The sequence below is a fragment of the Streptomyces olivochromogenes genome, assembly GCF_001514115.1.
GTDB classification, from domain to species: Bacteria; Actinomycetota; Actinomycetes; order Streptomycetales; family Streptomycetaceae; genus Streptomyces; species Streptomyces olivochromogenes.
Genome location: NZ_KQ948458.1, coordinates 159,750 through 176,837 on the forward strand (window position 1 = coordinate 159,750; position 17,088 = coordinate 176,837).

Below are 17,088 nucleotides of genomic sequence, written 5' to 3' on the forward strand. Positions count from 1 at the left end.
CGGGACTGGACGGAGCGACTCGGTCCCGCTCGGTCCGGGGGAACGCTCTCAGTCCACGCGGGGGAAGCGGGCCTGGAGGGTCCAGATCGCCGGGTTCTCGGCGAGGTCGTCGTGCAGGTCCGTGAGGTCGGCGATCAGGTCGTGCAGGAAGTCGCGGGCCTCGCGGCGCAGTGCGGAGTGGGAGAAGGTCAGCGGCTCCTCGTCGCCCGGCATCCAGTCGGCCTCGATGTCCACCCAGCCGAAGCGCCGCTCGAAGAGCATGCGGTCCGTCGACTCGGTGAAGTCGAGCTCCGCGTGCTGGGGGCGCGAGGCCCGGCTGCCGCGCGGGTCCCGGTCGAGCTGCTCCACGATGTCGCACAGGGCCCACGCGAAGTCGAGCACCGGCACCCATCCCCAGGCTGTGGACAGCTCCCGGTCCGCCTTGGCGTCGGCGAGATAGACGTCACCGCAGAACAGGTCGTGCCGCAGCGCGTGGACGTCCGCGCGGCGGTAGTCGGTCTGCGGGGGGTCCGGGAAGCGGTTGGAGAGGGCGTAGCCGATGTCGAGCACGTAGGTGATGGTGTCATGGGCCTGGGGGAGGGGACACGGCTCCGGGGCGCGGGGCTGTGACAATGCGGCTCCGCCGCGCGGGCGCGACCCGGCCCCACCGGCCGGGCCCTCGGCGGGGTGCGTGGCCCGGGTGGGGTTGCCGGGGCCTCGTAGGATCGCTGGTGTGCCCCGATCTTCCCTCGCCGTCCGCTTTGCTCCGGCCCCGGCCCTCGCCCTCGCTCTCGCGCTCACCCTCACCGCGTGCGGCGGCGGTGGTGGTGTGCACGGCAAGCCCGGGGCCACCGGGGTCCGGGATCCGTACTTCCCGAAGATGGGCAATGGTGGCTACGACGTCACGCACTACGCCCTGACCCTCTCCTACGACCCCAAGGCGCACCACCTCGACGGCACCGCCGAGATCACCGCCCGGGCCACCCAGAACCTCAGCGCCTTCGACCTGGATCTGAAGGGCATGGACGTCGCCGCCGTCACCGTCGAGGGCAAGGAGGCCCGCTGGAACCGGGCGGGCCAGGAGCTGACCGTGCGCCCGCACACCGACCTCGACAAGGGCGAGACGTTCCGCGCGACGGTCCGCTACTCGGGCACCCCTGAGACGCTCACCGACCGGGACGGCTCGCAGGAGGGCTGGCTGCGCACCGCCGACGGTGCTCTCGCCCTGGGTGAACCCACCGGCTCGATGGCCTGGTTCCCCGGCAACCACCACCCCTCCGACAAGGCGACGTACGACATCGCCGTCACCGTCCCGAAGGACCTGCAGGCGGTCTCCAACGGTGAGTTGACGAGCGAGACGACGGCGGCCGACGGCCGCAGGACCTTCACCTGGCACACCGCCGAACCGATGGCGAGCTATGTCGCCACGGTCGCGATCGGCCGGTACGTCATCATGCGCTCGACGACGAAGAACGGCCTGCCCGTGTACGTGGCGGTGGACCCGACGCAGACCGCGGCCGCGAAGAAGGTGCTGTCCGAGATCCCCGAGATCATGGAGTGGGAGGCGTACAACTTCGGCCCGTACCCCTTCTCCTCGACGGGCGCGATCGTGGACCGCGGCGACGACGCGGGCTACGCCCTGGAGACCCAGACCCGCCCCGTCTTCCCCGGCGCCCCGGACACCGGCATCCTCGTCCACGAACTGGCCCACCAGTGGTACGGCGACTCCGTCACGCCCAAGTCCTGGCAGGACATGTGGCTCAACGAGGGCTTCGCCACGTACGCGGAGTGGCTGTACCAGGAGGACCACGACGGCGAGAGCGCCGACGAGATCTTCAACTCCCTCTACCGGGGCGACTACTACGGCACCCCCGAGAAGAACAAGGCGGTCTGGGCCTTCCCGCCCGCCAAGCCCTCCAGCGCGGCCCACATCTCCGACCCGCCCGTCTACGACCGTGGCGCGATGGTCCTGCACAAGATCCGCCGGACCGTCGGCGACGACACGTTCTACGACATCATCCAGGGCTGGGCCGCCACCCACCGCCACGCCAACGTGTCCACGGCCGACTTCACGGCCTACGTCGAGAAGAAGGCCCCGGACAAGGACTTCAGCGGCATCTGGAAGGACTGGCTGTACGGAGAGGGCAAGCCGCCCCGGGCGTGACTCAGGTCCTCCCGTTCAGCGCTTTGCGCAGTACCGCGCAGGGGCGGCCCAGTTGGCGGTCCTCGCGGTGTCCGATGGTCTCGTAGCCGAGGGTGGTCCAGAAGGCCAGGCCCTGGGGGTTGTTGTCGAGGACGGCGAGGCGGGTGGCGTCTCGGCCGGTGCGGCGGAACCGCTCCTCGACGAGTGCCGCGAGTTCACGCCCGTACCCCTTCCGCCGCTCCCGCGCGTCCACGATCAGCAGTCCGATCCACGGATCCGGATCGGTGGGGTCGGGGTGGTGCGCGAGGGTGATCGCGACCCCGACGAGCCGCCCCGCGCTCCGCGCGAGCAGCACCTCGGCCCCCGGATGTGCCATCTCCTCGGTGAGCGCCGCCGCGACCTGCTCCGGCCGGATGTCGTGGGCGTCGGGGAAGTCCCCGCTGAGGGAGAAGAACTCGTGCTGGGAGGCGTAGAGGGAGGTGAGTTCGGTGAGGACGGCGACGGGGATGTCGTGGCCGGGTACGAGGGCTTCGAGAATCACGCGGTGCAGGCTAGCCAATCGGTCCCGTCGTCACCTGGTGCAGGCCGGCCGGTCGGTCCCGTGCCCGGTGGTGGCCGGGCACGGGTGGGGAGGAGCGGGGACGGTCAGGTCTCGTCAGGGGTGGACGGGGGTCGGGGGCCGCCGAATCCGTGTGCGGAGAGGTCGAACCAGTTGCCCTCCGGGTCCATGGCCCGGTACTCGGCGAAGGGGCGGTCGGTGAAGCGTTCGGCGGGCTTGTCCGTGCCCGCTTCGACCAGCGCCGCCGAGGTGGCTTCCGTGTCGGAGATGTGGAAGCCGAAGTGGTTCATGCCGAGCGGGGTGTCGCCGTCGAGGCGGTGCTTGATGAGGGCCAGGGAGAGGTAGCCGTCGGAGAGGAAGCAACTGCCGTCGGGGTCCCGGTGGAAGAGTTCCATCGAGAAGACCGAGGTGTAGAAGGCGGCCAGTCTCTCCGGGTCCTTGGCGACGATCGCCAGGTGGCGGAGCCTCGGACGGGCCTGTTCGGACTCGGTGGGCTGCGGCACGGCGGCTGTCTCCTTCGGGATCGCCGGGATCATGTTGTGGAACGCGGTGAGGTGCCAGTCCCCGGTGGCGGTCCGCTCCGCCATGGCCAAGGCGTGTGTCTTCACCAGGGGCGCGCCCGCGGCGGTGAGGATCGTCGACTCGGCCTCGACCGTCGCCAGGCCGGGGCGCAGGTGACGGACCGCGACGATCCTCGCGTCCAGGCGCGTCGAGGCGTACTGGGTGCGGAACAGACGGTCGTGGCCGGCCGCGATGCCCGCCCGGCCCGGCGGTTTGTCCCCCCGCACGGTGGTGAAGTCGCAGTCCGGGGAGAAGACGGAGGCGAAGAGCGCGGCGTCGGCCGATGCCCAGGCGCGGGCCATCGTTTTCCACAGGGCGTGGATCGCGTGCGTTTCGGCGGTCGTCATGACGTCAGACACCTACCGCGGTGCTCGTACGGACGCGCAGGGGGAGTTCGGTGCAGTCGCCGTCGAGGTGTTCGGCCGGGGGCGGGGCCCAGGCCGCGAGCGCGTGGTAGAACGCGTCGGCCCGGCGCTCCAGGTAGCAGATGATGTTGATCGGCCAGGCCGTCTGCCCGAAGACATGGCGGTCCATGGGGGTGGGGCGCTCGCTGAGAACGACGGCGCGTTCCTGCGGCGGCCCCAGGCGGTGCCAGTCGGGGTGCATGTGGATGGAGCCCAGCAGTTCCAGGCCCAGGGCGTCCGCTTCCTTGGAGGCCTTGAGGAGGTCCCGGGAGTCGATCCACCAGGCGCGGTGCTCGTTCTCGTAGGCCGGTCCGAAGCGGGGCACGATCGTCTCGCTGAACTCGAGGCGGGCGGCCGGGTCCGAGGTGCGGGCGTTGCGGCCGAAGGCCACGCGTTCGATGTGGAGGGTGCCCCGGCCGGCGTTGCCCAGGAGGAGGGCGAAGCAGGGGAGGGGGGTGCGGGGGGTGATGAGCTGGTACTCGGTGACCGCGGCGGTGAGGAAGTCGTCGAGCGCCTGGTTGTCCATCAGGACGGTGGGGGGAGCGCTGTCGTTCGTACAGTGCTCGTCCGATAAGTCGGACAGGGAGTGGGACATGAGGTGGGAGCTCCGTTTCCCGTGGGGGGTGAGCGGGACGCCCGAGAGCCTAGAGGTGAATGCTTGAAGGTTTCAGTACCTTGCTCGGAACGTGGGGATATCCCTACGGAGGCAGGGAGCGGGGTGTGGACGGCGGGAACGCTAGGAGCCCCTGGTCCGGTGTCCCGGGCCAGGGGCTCCTTCAACCGCCTTGAACGGATCAGACGTTGACGCCGAAGTCCTGGGCGATGCCCACGAGGCCCGAGGCGTAGCCCTGGCCGACAGCGCGGAACTTCCACTCCGCGCCGTTGCGGTACAGCTCGCCGAAGACCATGGCGGTCTCGGTGGCGGCGTCCTCGCTCAGGTCGTAGCGAGCGATCTCGGCGCCGCCGGCCTGGTTGATGATGCGGATGTAGGCGTTGCGGACCTGGCCGAAGTTCTGCGAGCGGTTCTCCGCGTCGTAGATCGAGACCGGGAAGACGATCTTGTCGACGTCGGCGGGGAGGCCCGCCAGGTTGACGTTGATCGCCTCGTCGTCGCCCGCGCCCTCGCCCGTGCGGTTGTCGCCGGTGTGGACGATGGTCTGGTCCGGGGTCTGCTTGTTGTTGAAGAAGACGAAGTGACCGTCGGAGTAGACCTTGCCCTGGGGGTTGACCGCGATGGCCGAGGCGTCGAGGTCGAAGTCGGTGCCCGTGGTGGTGCGGACGTCCCAGCCGAGGCCCACGGTGACGGCGGTCAGGCCCGGAGCCTCCTTGGTGAGCGAGACGTTGCCACCCTTGGACAGGCTTACAGCCATTGTTGGGAGTCCCTTCCCTCGTTGCGTACGTGCGCTGTGCCCGTACGTATGGGCTTCGTACGGGCACGAAGCTACAGCTACACCTAAGAACGCCAAGAGGGGTGTCGAAGGTTCCTGCCCTCTTTACTTTCTTTACCCTCTTGGCGGATTCCTGACGGCGAAAACGGGGTGACGTGGACCGGACATCCACGCGACCATGGACCCATGCCTGGTCCTTACGTCATCCGCGGCTCCGTCTCCCTCCCCGAGGCCGAGCTCCTGTGGCGTTTCTCCCGCTCCAGCGGGCCCGGCGGGCAGCACGTCAACACCAGTGACTCGCAGGTCGAGCTGAGGTTCGACCTCGCGAAGACCGAGGCGCTGCCCCCGGTCTGGAAGGAGCGCGCCCTCGCCAAGCTCGCCGGGCGGCTCGTCGACGGCGTCATCGGCGTCCGCGCGTCCGAGCACCGGTCGCAGTGGCGCAACCGGGAGACCGCGGCCGTACGGCTCGCCTCCCTGCTTGCCGAGGCCACCGCGCCACCGCCCAAGCCCCGCCGGGCCACCCGCATCCCCCGGGGGATCAACGAGCGGCGGCTGCGCGAGAAGAAGCAGCGCTCCGACACCAAGCGGGGCCGCTCCGGACGTGACTGGGGCTAGGAGCACCCGAGGCACCCGCGGCACCTGAAGCACCCGAGGCACGCGAGGCACCCGAGGCACCCGCGTGTCTTCCGTGGGTGTGTCTTCCGTGGGCGTGTCGGCCACTGCGTGGGTATGAGGCGACAGGCCTTTGTGCCGAGTTGTCGCTAATCTCATGGAATGGACGGATACGAGGACAGGGCGCACCTGGAGTGGTGGGCCAATCGATCGACCTGCCTGGCGCGGATCCCCGTCCGGTTGCGGCAGGCCGCCGTGCCCGACGCCCGTGCGTGGGACGCCGTCGTCTCCGCGCCGCTGGACAGTGGCGCGCGTGAGGACATGCAGTTCCTGATCGAGGCCAGTCCGTACTTCACCCTCCGCTTCGCGGACGATTCCGTGAACGAGGTCGAAGTGGAGCGCTCCGGGGACGGCAGCCGACTGCGACTGAGCGCCGTCCCGGAGACGTGACGTCACATCAGGGGGCCGCGGTCCGTCAATGCCATGACGGGCAAGTCCGTGCCGGACCGCGGTGGCGACCAGGAGATGCGACGTATGAGCGACAGCGAATTTCCCGGAGAGAACGGGAATGACGACAAGAATGCGAAGAACGCGAACGCGAAGAAGGCCGAGAACGCGAAGGACGGCGCGAACGCGAACGAATTTCTTGCCGCGCGATTCGAATCCCACCGCGGTCACCTCCGCGCCGTCGCCTATCGCATGCTCGGCTCCCTCTCGGAGGCCGACGACGCCGTCCAGGAGGCCTGGCTCAAGCTCAGTCGCGTCGACGCCGACCGGGTCGACAACCTCGGCGGCTGGCTGACGACCGTCGTCGGCCGGGTCTGTCTCGACATGCTGCGCTCCCGCCGAAGCCGCGGTGAGGAGCCGCTCGGCCCCCAGGCGGAGGGGCCCGGTGTCCGGATGCCGGAGCCGGTGCTCAGCCCCGTCTCGGGCATCGACCCCGAACAGGAGGCGCTGCTCGCCGACTCGGTGGGCCTAGGCCCTGTCGTCACATTCCCGTCTGCCCCGCGACGCCATGCACGCGCCCCCAAGTTCTCGGCTTCGCTCGAACAGGGAGGGACCCCCTTCGCCGCACCGGGCACAGACCCAAGTACATCCAGTACGAGGGCCTGTGCCCGGCACGCCGAGAGCACGCTCCCCCAAGCTCTCGACTCCGCTCGAGCAGGGGGGACCCCCATGACGCCGCAGGGCCCGCCCTCCGGGCGGACGACGGGAATGTGACGACAGGACCTAGCCCTGTTGGTCGTACTGGAGACGCTGACGCCCGCCGAACGGCTCGCCTTCGTGCTGCACGACCTGTTCGCGGTGCCCTTCGAGGAGATCGCGCCCCTCGTGGGCCGTACGTCGGCGGCGTCCCGTCAGCTCGCCAGCCGGGCCCGGCGCAGGGTCCAGGGCGGGGCGCCCGTGCCCGATCCCGACCTGGCGCGGCAGCGGGCGGTCGTGGACGCGTTCCTCGCGGCGGCGCGTGAGGGCGACTTCGACGCGCTCGTCGCCGTGCTCGACCCGGACGTGGTGGCCCGCAGCGAGGCCGGGGTGACGGCCGGTGCGATCGCCGTGGCCTCGGGGGCGAGCGGGTACGCGCACCTGGCCCGGATCGCGCGGCCCGCGCTCGTCAACGGCGCCGCGGGCGTGGTCGTGGTCGTGGAGGGACGCCCCGTCGGTGTCCTCGCCTTCACGGTCGTGCACGGCAGGATCGCCGTCATCGACATCCTCAACGACCCGGAGCGGCTGACCGGGCTGGACGTCACCGTCCTCGACCGGTAGCCCCCGGCTCCCCGGCCGCGTCGAAAGGGCGTCAGCCCAACTGCCGGTAGCGCCCCTTGAAGTACAGCAGCGGTCCGCCGTCCCCGCTCGGTACCGACGCGGTCAGCACCCGCCCGATGACGAGGGTGTGGTCACCGGCGGCGACCCGCTGCTCGGTGCGGCACTCCAGGGTCGCCAGGGCGCCGCCCACCAGGAGTGCCCCGGACGCCTCGCCACGGACGTACGGGATGTCCTCGAAGAGCAGGCGGTCGCTGATGCGGCCCTTCATGGCGAAGCGGCCCGCGATGTGGCGCTGGCTCTCGGAGAGCACGGAGACGGCCCACAGGGGCTGTTCGTCGAGCAGATCGTCCATGCGGGAGCCCTCGCGCAGGCTGACCATGACGAGTGGCGGGTCCAGGGAGACGGACAGGAAGGCCGTCGCCGTCATGCCGACGTCCTCGCCGCCGGGGCCTTCCGGGTCCAGCGCGGGCTCGTGCGCGCTCACCAGGACCACACCCGCGGCCAGCAGGGACATGGCGGCACGGAACTCGTCGTTACTCACCCCCTCAGCATGCACGGAGGGGGTGAGTGGAGCGGCAGAGGGAGTGTTCAGCACGCCGAAACGCTAGTCTCCGACCCCGGGGAGCCACATCGGGCCTCGGTCCGAGCCGGGTCCTAAGTCTGGTCCTAAGTCTGGTCCTGAGCCGGGTCCTAGGTCTCGGGACGGACACAACTGCTCACAGTGTCTACACAGCGTCCAAATAAGCGTTCAGTAAACACACGGGGGAAATGCAGAAACCCCACTCAATTGCTCATCTTCTGCTGTGACTTGAGTCACAGGAGCCATATTTTGTTGACCCTGTGTACCGAGTGGGCAGCGCGCTGTGATTCAGTGGCGTGGAAGCTATGCACGAAGCTACCAAGTAGTACGCGAGAGAACCGTAAGAGAACCAGGTACGCCGAAGACAACCCTGGAGTTGCTGCGAGGTCTCGAGGGGAGGGCGAATGGAGACCGAGTCGGAGCCCTATGTCCGTCTTGCGACCCTGCGGCAGCTCCATCAGGTGATGGCGGACATGAACACCGCGCGGAGCCTGGCGGACACGCTGCAGACCGTCGCCGACGGCGTGGTCACGGGCCTCGGCTACGAGCTGGCGTGTGTCAATCTCGTACGCCCCGACGGCGACCTCGTGGTGGCCGCGCTCGCCGGCAACTCCGCCGCCGAAGCACTGATCACCGGCCGGGTCGGCTCCCGCACCTCCTGGGACCGCCGGCTGAACATGGGCGAGGCCTGGGGTGATCTGCGCTTCATTCCGCACACCGAGGGCTGGGTCCTCGACGACGACGACGTACCGCAGTGGTACACCGACGGGCCCGCGCCGCGCTTCGAGGACGAGTGGCACCCCTCTGACCGCCTCTTCGCCCCCATGTACACCCCGGGAATCTCCGGGGGCAGCACCGGTGAGCTGATCGGCGTCCTGTCCGTGGACCGGCCGCGCAACGGGCGGCGCCCCGGCGCGTGGGGACGCGAGGCGCTCCAGATGTACGCCTTCCAGGCCGCCATCGCCATTAGCAACGCGCGTCTACGAGCCAATATGCAGCGCGCCCTGGTCCGGCTCGAGCGTGAGCAGCAGGCCCTGCGCGCCAGCGAGGAGAGCTTCCGGCAGGCCTTCGAGTACGCCCCCTCCGGCATGGCCATCGCCGAGATGGGCGGCGACCAGCACGGCCGCATCCTGCGCACCAACGACGCCCTGTGCCGCCTCCTGGGCCGGCCCGCCTCCGCGATGCGCCGCTACTCCTTCTCCGACCTCGTGCACCCCGAGGACATCGGCACCCTGCTCCGCACGTCCGCCGAGGGCGGACGCGCCGAGCTCAGACTCGGCCGCCGCGACGGCACCTACGTCTGGGTCTCGCTGCGCAACTCCGTGGTCGCGGACGCCGCCGACGGCCCCCGCTTCCTGCTCACGCACGTCGAGGACATAGAGGAACGCAAGCGCCGCGAGCTCCAGCTCGCCCACCGCGCCTCGCACGACTCGCTCACCGGCCTGCCGAACTCGGCCGAGCTGCGCTCCCGCCTCGGTTCCCGCCTCTGCCGGCGCCCCGGGGCCCTTCAGCCGGGCACGGTCGAGTCGCTGGACGCGGCGTACGGGCACGGTCCGTTCGCGGACCAGGCGGCCGAGCACAACTCCTACGACGGCCAGCTCGGCGGCGGCGCGGGCACCGCGGGCAACGGGAGCGGCCACGGGTTCGACCTCGGGCCGGGCTTCGACGCGTACGACGCCTTCGACCACCATGTGCACACCATCGCGCCCGAGGGTGAGACGGACGACGGCACCAAGGGGCTCGCGGTGCTCTTCTGCGACCTCGACGGCTTCAAGTCGATCAACGACCGCTTCGGGCACAACGCGGGCGACGCGGTGCTCATCGAGGTCGCCAGACGCCTCACCAACGGTGTCCGGGACGGCGACACGGTGGCCAGGCTCGGCGGCGACGAGTTCGTGGTGCTCGCCGACGGGCTCGGCCGGGCCGACGCCGCTGACCTCGCCGTACGACTGCGGAACGCGATCATCCCGCCGATCCGTGTGGACGGCCGGGCCGTCCGGGTGGGCGCCAGCTTCGGCATCGGGTGGGCACACTGTGGCATGACGGCGGACGAGGTCTTGAAATCCGCTGACGAACGGATGTACGTCGAGAAACGGTCTCGTCCCAAACAGCATCGGCGTGCCGGATAAGTCACAGGTCAGTGGGTTGATGCGAGGAAGCCCACCCGTTTGGCCCCCTGGGAGCGGGTAGGCTCGCTATTCATCCATGTACCGCATCTGAACCGCACCTGTTGAGGAGACCTAGGGATGACGCCCGGCAACAACGGCGCGAGCACGCCCGAGGATGACGACCCGTTCGGCTATCTGTACGCCGACGGTCAGGCCAACGGCGCCACTCCGCCCAGCGGAGGCGGCGGCTACGGCTACCCCGGCTCGGTCAACCGGGTGCGGGCGGTCGGCGAGCGCCAGTACGGACAGCAGCAGCCCGGTTACGGCCAGCAGGCCCCGACCGCGCAGTACGGCCAGCAGGCCGCCCCGACGGCACCGTACGGCCAGGTGCCGCAGCAGGGCGCCTACGGGCAGCCGAACGCGCACTACGCGGCGCCCGAGACGGTCCCCGGCGGGTCCCCGACCGGCCGGCAGTCGTCCGGCGGCGGCGGGCGTGGCCGCGGACCGAACACCAAGGGCCTGCTGATCGGCGCCATCGCCGTGGTCGCCGCCGTCGTCATCGGCATCGGCGTCGCGATGATGAACGGCAACTCGAACGACAAGAGCAAGGACACGGCGGGCGGCGGCTCGACCCCGACGGCCTCCGAGAGCGCGTCCCCGAGCGCGTCGACCTCGCCGTCGGCGGTCGCCGGTGAGCTCCCGAAGATCGACGCGAAGGCGCTGAGCCTGGGGACGGGTGTCACGACGGCGTCGGACGTCAAGGGTGCGAAGGCGGACGGCGGCGTCTACGTCACGGGCTTCAATCAGGTCGGTGCGGCCGTCACCTGGAACGTCAGCGGCATCCCCAAGGCCGGCAAATACACGCTGTACGTGAACTACGGGGTGCCTGGCAAGGACGCCGACGCCACGCTCACGATCAATGGAACCGCCCAGAGTCGCCATCTCAACCTGAAGAACTTTGCCAAAGCCGCAGAGGGCGACTACGAGAAGGGTTGGACCAACACCTGGGGGGACATCACCCTCAACAAGGGGACCAACACCATCAAGATCTCCTGCGAGCAGGGCAACCAGTGCGACGCGAACATCGACCAACTCTGGTTGGAAGCAGGGTGGAAGTAGTCCGAGAGGTAAGTGAAGCGTCCCTGCCCGCCTGATCAGGCGGGCAGGGACGCTTCCACGTTTCTCAAGCCGTGGCGTCAGGCCGCCGTCGCGTCCGCCGTGACCGCGATCTGGTCGAGCAGGGTCTCGTACGCCAGGTGGTCGAACTCGCCCGCCACCGGTGCCAGTACGGTCGCCGCGGACAGGGCGACGGCCCGCGCCAGGCGCTCCGGCCACGCAAGTCCCTCCACCAGTCCCGACAGCAGGCCCGCGACCGCCGAGTCGCCCGCGCCGGTCGGATTGCCGTGGACACGGCGCGGCGGGGTGGCGCGCCAGAGGCCGTCAACGACGGCAACCAGTGCAACGCCGTCCTGGACCAGGTCTACCTCACCAAATAGAGGCCGATGCGGTCCGTCAAGCGCGACAGCCGCCGGAGGTGTTGATTTCCGGCGGCTGTCGAACATTGTGAACTTCAGGTTAAGCGCTCTTGGCGCACTCAGCCGAAAATCTCAACCGAGTTGGCGCTGCCGGGGTTGTCCGAGTGGGTGCCCGGCTTCAGAGTGACCAGCTTGGTGCCGGTGGCGCAGCCGAGGGTGGCCTTCCAGAAAACCAGAGTGTAAGAAGTCTGGTTCGAGACGGACCGGGCGATGTGGTCGAGAGGGATACAGCCGGGCGATTCGGAATAGATCGTCCTGGTCCCGGTCCTGTTCGTCCCCGACCACCCGCAGAACTTGCCCTTCGGGCATGTGTTGGGATCGGCTGCCGCGGCCGGTGTGGCAAAGGTGCCGCCCAGCAATGCGCCGGCCACAGCCACCGTTGTCAGGCTTTTCTTGAGCATGCTCATATAAGGTTCCCCGATTCTGATTCTTTTCTTTCGCCATTGGTCGATGTGGCGAACGAATGATCATCCGATCATCCGGCAGACGTGAGGGGGAAGGGCGTTTCTCGGCCAACTTGTTAGGCGGGCATATCCGGCAAGGGTTCCAAAGCTGTCACGCCGCCGTCACTGACACTCGCGCCAGGAGTTTTTCGTAGGCCGCGCGGTCGAACTCGCCCGCCGCCGGGGCCTGTACCGTCGCCGCCGACAGGGCCACCGCGCGGGTCAGTCGCTCCGGCCAGGGGAGTTGTTCGACCAGGCCGGAGAGCAGGCCGGCGACCGCGGAGTCGCCCGCGCCGGTCGGGTTGCCGTGTTCCCGGTCGGGCGGGGTCGCGTGCCAGCGGCCCTCCGGGGTGAGCGCCAGCAGGCCCTGCGGGCCCAGTGAGGCGACGATCGCTCTCGCCCCGCGTCGGCGGGCGTCCTGGGTCGCGCGTGACGGGTCGTGGGAACCGGTGAGTTCGGCCAGTTCGTCGGCGTTCGGCTTGACCAGGTCGGGCCGGGCGGCCACACCCCGCCGCAGCGGCTCCCCGCTGGTATCGAGGAGTACAGGGACACCCGCCGAGCGGGCCGCCTTTATCAGCCCCGCGTACGCGCCCACCGGCACCCCCGGCGGCAGGCTGCCGCACAGGGCCACCGCCGAGGCGGAGCGCAGCAGCACCCCGTACGCCTCCTGGAAGGCCGCCCACTCGCCAGGGGTGATCTCCGGTCCTGGTTCGTTGAGTTGGGTCGAGTCACCCGTCGTCGTGTCGACCACGGCTATCGTGCGGCGTGTCGCCCCCGCGACCGGGATCAGCGCGTCCACCACCCCGGGCGTGTCCGCGAGTTGGTCCCGCAGGGCGCGGCCCGTCACGCCGCCCGTGAAGCCCGTGACCGTGACCTCGTGGCCGAGGGCGGCGAGCACCCGGGCCACGTTCAGGCCCTTGCCACCGGGGCGTTCGGTCACCTCGGTCACCCGGTGCGCGGTGTGCGGGCGCAGGGACCGTACGCGGTAGGTGATGTCGAGAGCGGTGTTCGGTGTGACCGTGAGGATCACCTGGACCGACCTCCCCCGATGAATGCGCTGGCCGACAGTTTCGAGTTCCGGAGAATCCGGAGGCTCGATCATGCCAAAGACAACGGCGGTCGGCCCAGTCCCGGGACGACCGCCGTACGTCACATCGCGTTCCAATCGGGGGGCGAATCAGCCCAGTTGTGGGTCAACCACCCATTCGCCCCGGCGCATCACGCCCTTGAGGGCGAACTCCGCGTCCAGGACCACCAGGTCGGCGTCCTTGCCCGGTTCCAGCGAGCCCACCCTGTCGTACAGGCCGAGCAGGCGGGCCGGGTTGGCGGACAGGGCCGCGACGATGTCCTCGACCGGCAGCCGGTCGACGGTCACCGCCCGCTGGAAGGCGCGGTCGAGGGTGAGCGTGGAGCCCGCGATCGAGCCGCCCTCCACCAGCCGGGCGACCCCCTCGCTGACCTCGACCTCCAGCGGGCCGAGCCGATAGCGGCCGTCGCCGAATCCCGCCGCGTCCATGGCGTCCGTGATGAACGCCACCCGGTCCGCGCCCGCGTGATGGAACGCCAGCTGGAGCGCGGCGGGGTGGAGGTGGGTGCCGTCGTTGATCAGCTCGACGGTGATCCGCTCGTCCTCGAGGAGGGCGGCGATCGGGCCGGGCGTGCGGTGTCCGAGCACGGGCATGGCGTTGAACAGGTGCGTGGCGACGGTCGCGCCCGCGTCGATGGCCTCCACCGTCTGCTCGTACGTCGCGTCCGTGTGCCCGATCGCCGCGATCACCCCGTGCTCGGCCAGCAGGCGTACGGAGTCGATGCCGCCCGGCAGTTCGGTGGCGAGGGTGACCATGCTGGCCCGGCCGCGCGCCGCGTCGATCAGCTTGCGGACCTCGGCCGGGTCCGGGTCGCGCAGCAGTTCCTCGGAGTGCGCGCCCTTGCGGCACGGCGAGATGAACGGGCCCTCGAAGTGGATGCCCGCGATGTCGCCCTGCTCGGCCAGCTCGGAGAGCAGCCCGGCGCGCTGGGCGAGGCCGTCCATGTCGCCGGTCACGGTCGAGGCGACGAGGGTGGTGGTGCCGTGCAGCCGGTGGGTGTGGACGCCCTGGAGGACCTCCTCGACGGTCCCGGAGGTGAAGGAGGCACCGCCGCCGCCGTGGTTGTGGAGGTCCACGAAGCCGGGGACGAGCCAGTGGCCCGACAGGTCCAGTGTCCGCGCCGACGAGGACGCGCTGCCGGCGATGCGTGTGCCGTCGACGATCACACGACCGTCGTCGACGACTCCGGTGGGCAGTACCACCCTGGCACCGGCGAGAACCGTTCTAGGGGCCATCAGGTGGTTACCTCCGAAGTCGATGGGGAAGTGGTCGGCTGGTTCAGCAGGTCCCAGGCCAGCAGGCCCGCGCCCAGGCAGCCGGCCGTGTCCCCGAGGGCCGCGGGGACGAGGGACGGCAGTTTCTGGAAGGTGACGCGCCGCTCGACGGCGGCCCGTAGCGGTGTGAACAAGGTTTCCCCGGCCTCGGCGAGACCGCCACCGATGATCAGAGTGCGCGGATCCAGCAGGGTGAGCGCGGTGACGAGACCGTCGGCGAGCGCGTCGATGGCGTCCTGCCAGACCTCCCGCGCCCGAGCGTCCCCGGACTCGACGGCCTTCGCGCAGTCGGCGGCGTCCGCCGCCGGGTCCCCGCAGGCCTCGGCCCAGGCCTGGCTGACGGCGGCCGCGGACGCGTACCGCTCCAGACAGCCGTGCTGCCCGCACGGACACGGGGTCCCGCCGGGGCGTACGACGACATGGCCGATCTCGCCCGCGAAACCGTGCGCGCCCGCCTCGACGCCGCCGTCGATGCCGATCGCGCCCGCGATGCCGGTGCCGAGGGGGACGAACAGGAAACGGTCGGCCCCCTGCCCCGCGCCGATCCGGCCCTCCGCGAGCCCGCCGGTGCGCACGTCGTGTCCGAGGGCCACCGGCACCCCGCCCAGCCGGTCGCCGAGCAGCCGGCGCATCGGGACGTCGCGCCAGCCCAGGTTGGCCGAGTACACCGCCACGCCCCTGTCGGCGTCGACGATGCCGGGGACGGCGACTCCGGCGGCGGCCGCGGCCTCGCCGAGGTGGTGCTCGCCGTACGCGCGCAGCTCGGCCGCGAAGTCGAGGATCGCGTCGACCACGGCGTCCGGACCGCGCTCGCGGCCGGTGGCGCGGCGGGCCTGGTGGAGGAGCTCGCCCTCCGACCCGACCAGGGCGGCCTTCATCCCGGTGCCGCCCACATCGAGGGCGATGACATGTCTCACGGGGACAGTGTCGCCCCTTACCCCAGGAGAGGTCTAGTCCACTCGCGTGGTGTAGACCTTGTATCCGCATTCCGAGACGGATGCAACGGACGCAGAAGCAAAGACGGACAGCCTCTGGACAGGGGCGGCCGGGGGTTGGGAGAAGTGCGGTGCAGCGGCGTAGGACAGGACGTAGGACGGTACTGATCGCGGCGGCGTCCGCGCTGGGTATGACGGCGACCCTCGCGGGCTGCGGCGGCTCGGCCGGTTCCGGGGACGTGACCCTCAGACTCGTGGCCGCCGACTACGGGGACTCCAAGGCCAACAGCTCCCAGAAGTACTGGGACAAGCTCGTCAAGGCGTACGAGGCCGACCACCCCGGGACCAAGGTCGAGGTCAGCGTCTACCCGTGGACGGACGTCGACCGCGAGGTCAAGGAGATGGTCGCGCGGGGCGACGCCCCCGACATGGCGCAGATCGGCGCGTACGCCGACTACGCGGACAAGGGCGAGCTGTACAAGGCCGAAGAGGTGCTCTCCATACCCGTCCAGGCCGACTTCGTCGCGCAGCTCACCGATGCGGGGAAGATGAACCGGGTGCAGTACGGCATGCCGTTCGCCGCCTCCACCCGGCTGCTCTTCTACAACAAGAAGCTGTTCTCCGCCGCGGGTCTCGGCGCGCCGACGACCTGGAGCGAACTGGCCGCCGACGCGCAGGCGCTGAAGGCCCGGGGTGTGAAGATCCCGTACGCGCTGCCCCTCGGTCCCGAGGAGGCGCAGGCCGAGACCATGCAGTGGCTGCTGAGCGGCGGCGACGGCTACACCGACGACGTCGGCACCTACAGCCTCGACTCCGCCCAGAACGTCGCCACCCTGACCTGGCTCAAGGACGACCTGGTCGGCAAGGGGCTGACCGGACCGGTAGCGCCCGCGAAGCTCAATCGCGCGGACGCCTTCGCGGCGTTCGCGCGCGGCGAGGTCGGGATGCTCAACGGGCACCCCACGCTGATGAAGATGGCCGCCGACAAGGGCGTGAAGTTCGGGATGGTGCCGATGCCCGGCGTCAGCGGGAAGACCCGGGCCACGATGGGTGTCGCCGACTGGATGATGGCCTTCAAGAAGAACGGCCACCGGGATCAGATCGGTACGTTCCTCGACTACGTCTACAGCGAGAAGAACGTGCTCGCCTTCTCGCACGAGTACGACCTGCTGCCGGTCACGACGTCCGCGTCCGAGGCGATGGCGGCGGACAGCGACGACGCGGACCTCACCCCGTTCCTGAACGAGCTCCCCTCCTCCCAGCTCTATCCGGTCGGCAAGACGTCCTGGGCCGCCGTCAGCGCCGACATCAAGCAGCAGATCGGCAAGGCGGTCTCCCCGGACGGCAGCCCGGCCGGGATCCTCGGCTCGCTCCAGCAGACGGCGACCACGAGGGACTCCGCGGGGTAGCCCCGCTGTCGGTGGCGGGCGCTACGGTGCGGTCATGGACGAACTGAGCGGGAGGGAGCGGGGGATCCTCGCCATGGAGCGCCGTTCCTTCGCGGGGCCCGGCGCGAAGGAACGGGCGATACGCGAGCAACTCGGCCTCGCTCCCGTCCGTTACTACCAACTCCTCAACGCCCTCCTCGACGACCCCCGCGCCCTCGCCCACGACCCGATCACGGTGAACCGCCTCCGCCGCATCCGGGACACCCGCCGCGCGGAACGCTGACACCGCACGGTGTGACTCGGTGAGCCGTGGGTGCGCCCGGGGGT

17 protein-coding genes and 3 pseudogenes are annotated in these 17,088 nt (G+C 70.2%); 9 read left to right on the forward strand and 11 right to left on the reverse strand.

Translation table 11 applies throughout. The features are described 5' to 3' along the window. Positions 1-48: 48 nt before the first annotated feature. Complete coding sequence (locus AQJ27_RS22745) at positions 49-549, reverse strand: hypothetical protein (protein ID WP_067372420.1); 501 nt, start codon at positions 547-549, stop codon at positions 49-51. A 163-nt stretch (positions 550-712) separates the two neighbouring features. On the opposite strand from AQJ27_RS22745, the gene AQJ27_RS22750 reads away from it, so the two are divergent. Then, complete coding sequence (locus AQJ27_RS22750; protein ID WP_067371728.1) at positions 713-2,143, forward strand: M1 family metallopeptidase; 1,431 nt, start codon at positions 713-715, stop codon at positions 2,141-2,143. Between the two features lies 1 nt (position 2,144). Here AQJ27_RS22750 and AQJ27_RS22755 read toward each other — a convergent pair whose 3' ends face one another. The 4 genes from AQJ27_RS22755 to AQJ27_RS22770 all read right to left on the reverse strand — a co-directional run bounded on the left by AQJ27_RS22755 (position 2,145) and on the right by AQJ27_RS22770 (position 5,016). Continuing rightward, complete coding sequence (locus tag AQJ27_RS22755; RefSeq protein ID WP_067371731.1) at positions 2,145-2,663, reverse strand: GNAT family N-acetyltransferase; 519 nt, start codon at positions 2,661-2,663, stop codon at positions 2,145-2,147. A 104-nt stretch (positions 2,664-2,767) separates the two neighbouring features. After that, positions 2,768-3,589, reverse strand: a complete 822-nt coding sequence (locus AQJ27_RS22760) for an SgcJ/EcaC family oxidoreductase (RefSeq protein ID WP_067371733.1) — start codon at positions 3,587-3,589, stop codon at positions 2,768-2,770. Between the two features lie 4 nt (positions 3,590-3,593). Further along, positions 3,594-4,241 carry an MPN domain-containing protein gene (locus AQJ27_RS22765; protein ID WP_067371737.1) on the reverse strand — a complete coding sequence of 216 codons (648 nt, stop codon included), beginning with the start codon at positions 4,239-4,241 and terminating at the stop codon, positions 3,594-3,596. Between the two features lie 199 nt (positions 4,242-4,440). Then, a complete protein-coding gene (locus AQJ27_RS22770) occupies positions 4,441-5,016 on the reverse strand; it encodes a TerD family protein (protein WP_067371740.1) in 576 nt (191 codons plus the stop codon). 204 nt (positions 5,017-5,220) lie between these two features. Between AQJ27_RS22770 and arfB the strand changes: the two genes are divergently transcribed. From arfB to AQJ27_RS22790, 4 genes and pseudogenes are all read left to right on the forward strand, one after another. Next, on the forward strand, positions 5,221-5,649 hold the full coding sequence (gene arfB / locus AQJ27_RS22775; protein ID WP_054235131.1) for an alternative ribosome rescue aminoacyl-tRNA hydrolase ArfB: 429 nt from the start codon (positions 5,221-5,223) through the stop codon (positions 5,647-5,649). A gap of 159 nt (positions 5,650-5,808) precedes the next feature. After that, on the forward strand, positions 5,809-6,096 hold the full coding sequence (locus tag AQJ27_RS22780; RefSeq protein ID WP_067371743.1) for a hypothetical protein: 288 nt from the start codon (positions 5,809-5,811) through the stop codon (positions 6,094-6,096). 180 nt (positions 6,097-6,276) lie between these two features. Further along, a pseudogene (locus tag AQJ27_RS58745) lies at positions 6,277-6,621 on the forward strand (sigma factor); the annotation flags it as partial. A 255-nt stretch (positions 6,622-6,876) separates the two neighbouring features. Next, positions 6,877-7,410, forward strand: a pseudogene (locus tag AQJ27_RS22790) (sigma factor-like helix-turn-helix DNA-binding protein); the annotation flags it as partial. 31 nt (positions 7,411-7,441) lie between these two features. Here the strand turns inward: AQJ27_RS22790 and AQJ27_RS22795 are convergent. Continuing rightward, the gene (locus AQJ27_RS22795; protein ID WP_067371746.1) at positions 7,442-7,951 is read right to left on the reverse strand and encodes a flavin reductase family protein; all 510 of its coding nucleotides are present in this window, start codon (positions 7,949-7,951) and stop codon (positions 7,442-7,444) included. 443 nt (positions 7,952-8,394) lie between these two features. On the opposite strand from AQJ27_RS22795, the gene cdgB reads away from it, so the two are divergent. Then, positions 8,395-10,119: a diguanylate cyclase CdgB gene (cdgB, locus tag AQJ27_RS22800; RefSeq protein ID WP_067371749.1), complete on the forward strand. Its 1,725-nt coding sequence runs from the start codon at positions 8,395-8,397 to the stop codon at positions 10,117-10,119. 117 nt (positions 10,120-10,236) lie between these two features. Further along, positions 10,237-11,217, forward strand: a complete 981-nt coding sequence (locus AQJ27_RS22805) for a CBM35 domain-containing protein (protein WP_067371752.1) — start codon at positions 10,237-10,239, stop codon at positions 11,215-11,217. 77 nt (positions 11,218-11,294) lie between these two features. Here AQJ27_RS22805 and AQJ27_RS52375 read toward each other — a convergent pair. From AQJ27_RS52375 to AQJ27_RS22825, 5 genes and pseudogenes are all read right to left on the reverse strand, one after another. Then, positions 11,295-11,555: pseudogene (locus AQJ27_RS52375) on the reverse strand (PfkB family carbohydrate kinase); the annotation flags it as partial. A gap of 137 nt (positions 11,556-11,692) precedes the next feature. After that, positions 11,693-12,040 carry a peptidase inhibitor family I36 protein gene (locus AQJ27_RS22810; protein WP_067371755.1) on the reverse strand — a complete coding sequence of 116 codons (348 nt, stop codon included), beginning with the start codon at positions 12,038-12,040 and terminating at the stop codon, positions 11,693-11,695. A gap of 148 nt (positions 12,041-12,188) precedes the next feature. After that, positions 12,189-13,106: a 1-phosphofructokinase family hexose kinase gene (locus tag AQJ27_RS22815; protein ID WP_067371758.1), complete on the reverse strand. Its 918-nt coding sequence runs from the start codon at positions 13,104-13,106 to the stop codon at positions 12,189-12,191. Positions 13,107-13,253: 147 nt separating this feature from the next. Beyond that, positions 13,254-14,399 carry an N-acetylglucosamine-6-phosphate deacetylase gene (gene nagA, locus AQJ27_RS22820; protein ID WP_067371761.1) on the reverse strand — a complete coding sequence of 382 codons (1,146 nt, stop codon included), beginning with the start codon at positions 14,397-14,399 and terminating at the stop codon, positions 13,254-13,256. After that, positions 14,399-15,355, reverse strand: coding sequence for an ROK family protein (locus AQJ27_RS22825; RefSeq protein ID WP_079065167.1), 957 nt, complete (start codon positions 15,353-15,355; stop codon positions 14,399-14,401). Before AQJ27_RS22825 ends, nagA begins: the two co-directional genes overlap by 1 nt. Before the next feature lie 209 nt (positions 15,356-15,564). Here AQJ27_RS22825 and AQJ27_RS22830 point away from each other — a divergent pair, with 209 nt between their 5' ends. Then, entirely contained in the window at positions 15,565-16,782 is a 1,218-nt protein-coding gene (locus AQJ27_RS22830) for an ABC transporter substrate-binding protein (RefSeq protein ID WP_067371764.1), read from the forward strand. Between the two features lie 34 nt (positions 16,783-16,816). Further along, a complete protein-coding gene (locus tag AQJ27_RS22835) occupies positions 16,817-17,044 on the forward strand; it encodes a DUF3263 domain-containing protein (RefSeq protein ID WP_067371767.1) in 228 nt (75 codons plus the stop codon). The last annotated feature ends 44 nt before the right edge of the window (positions 17,045-17,088 follow it).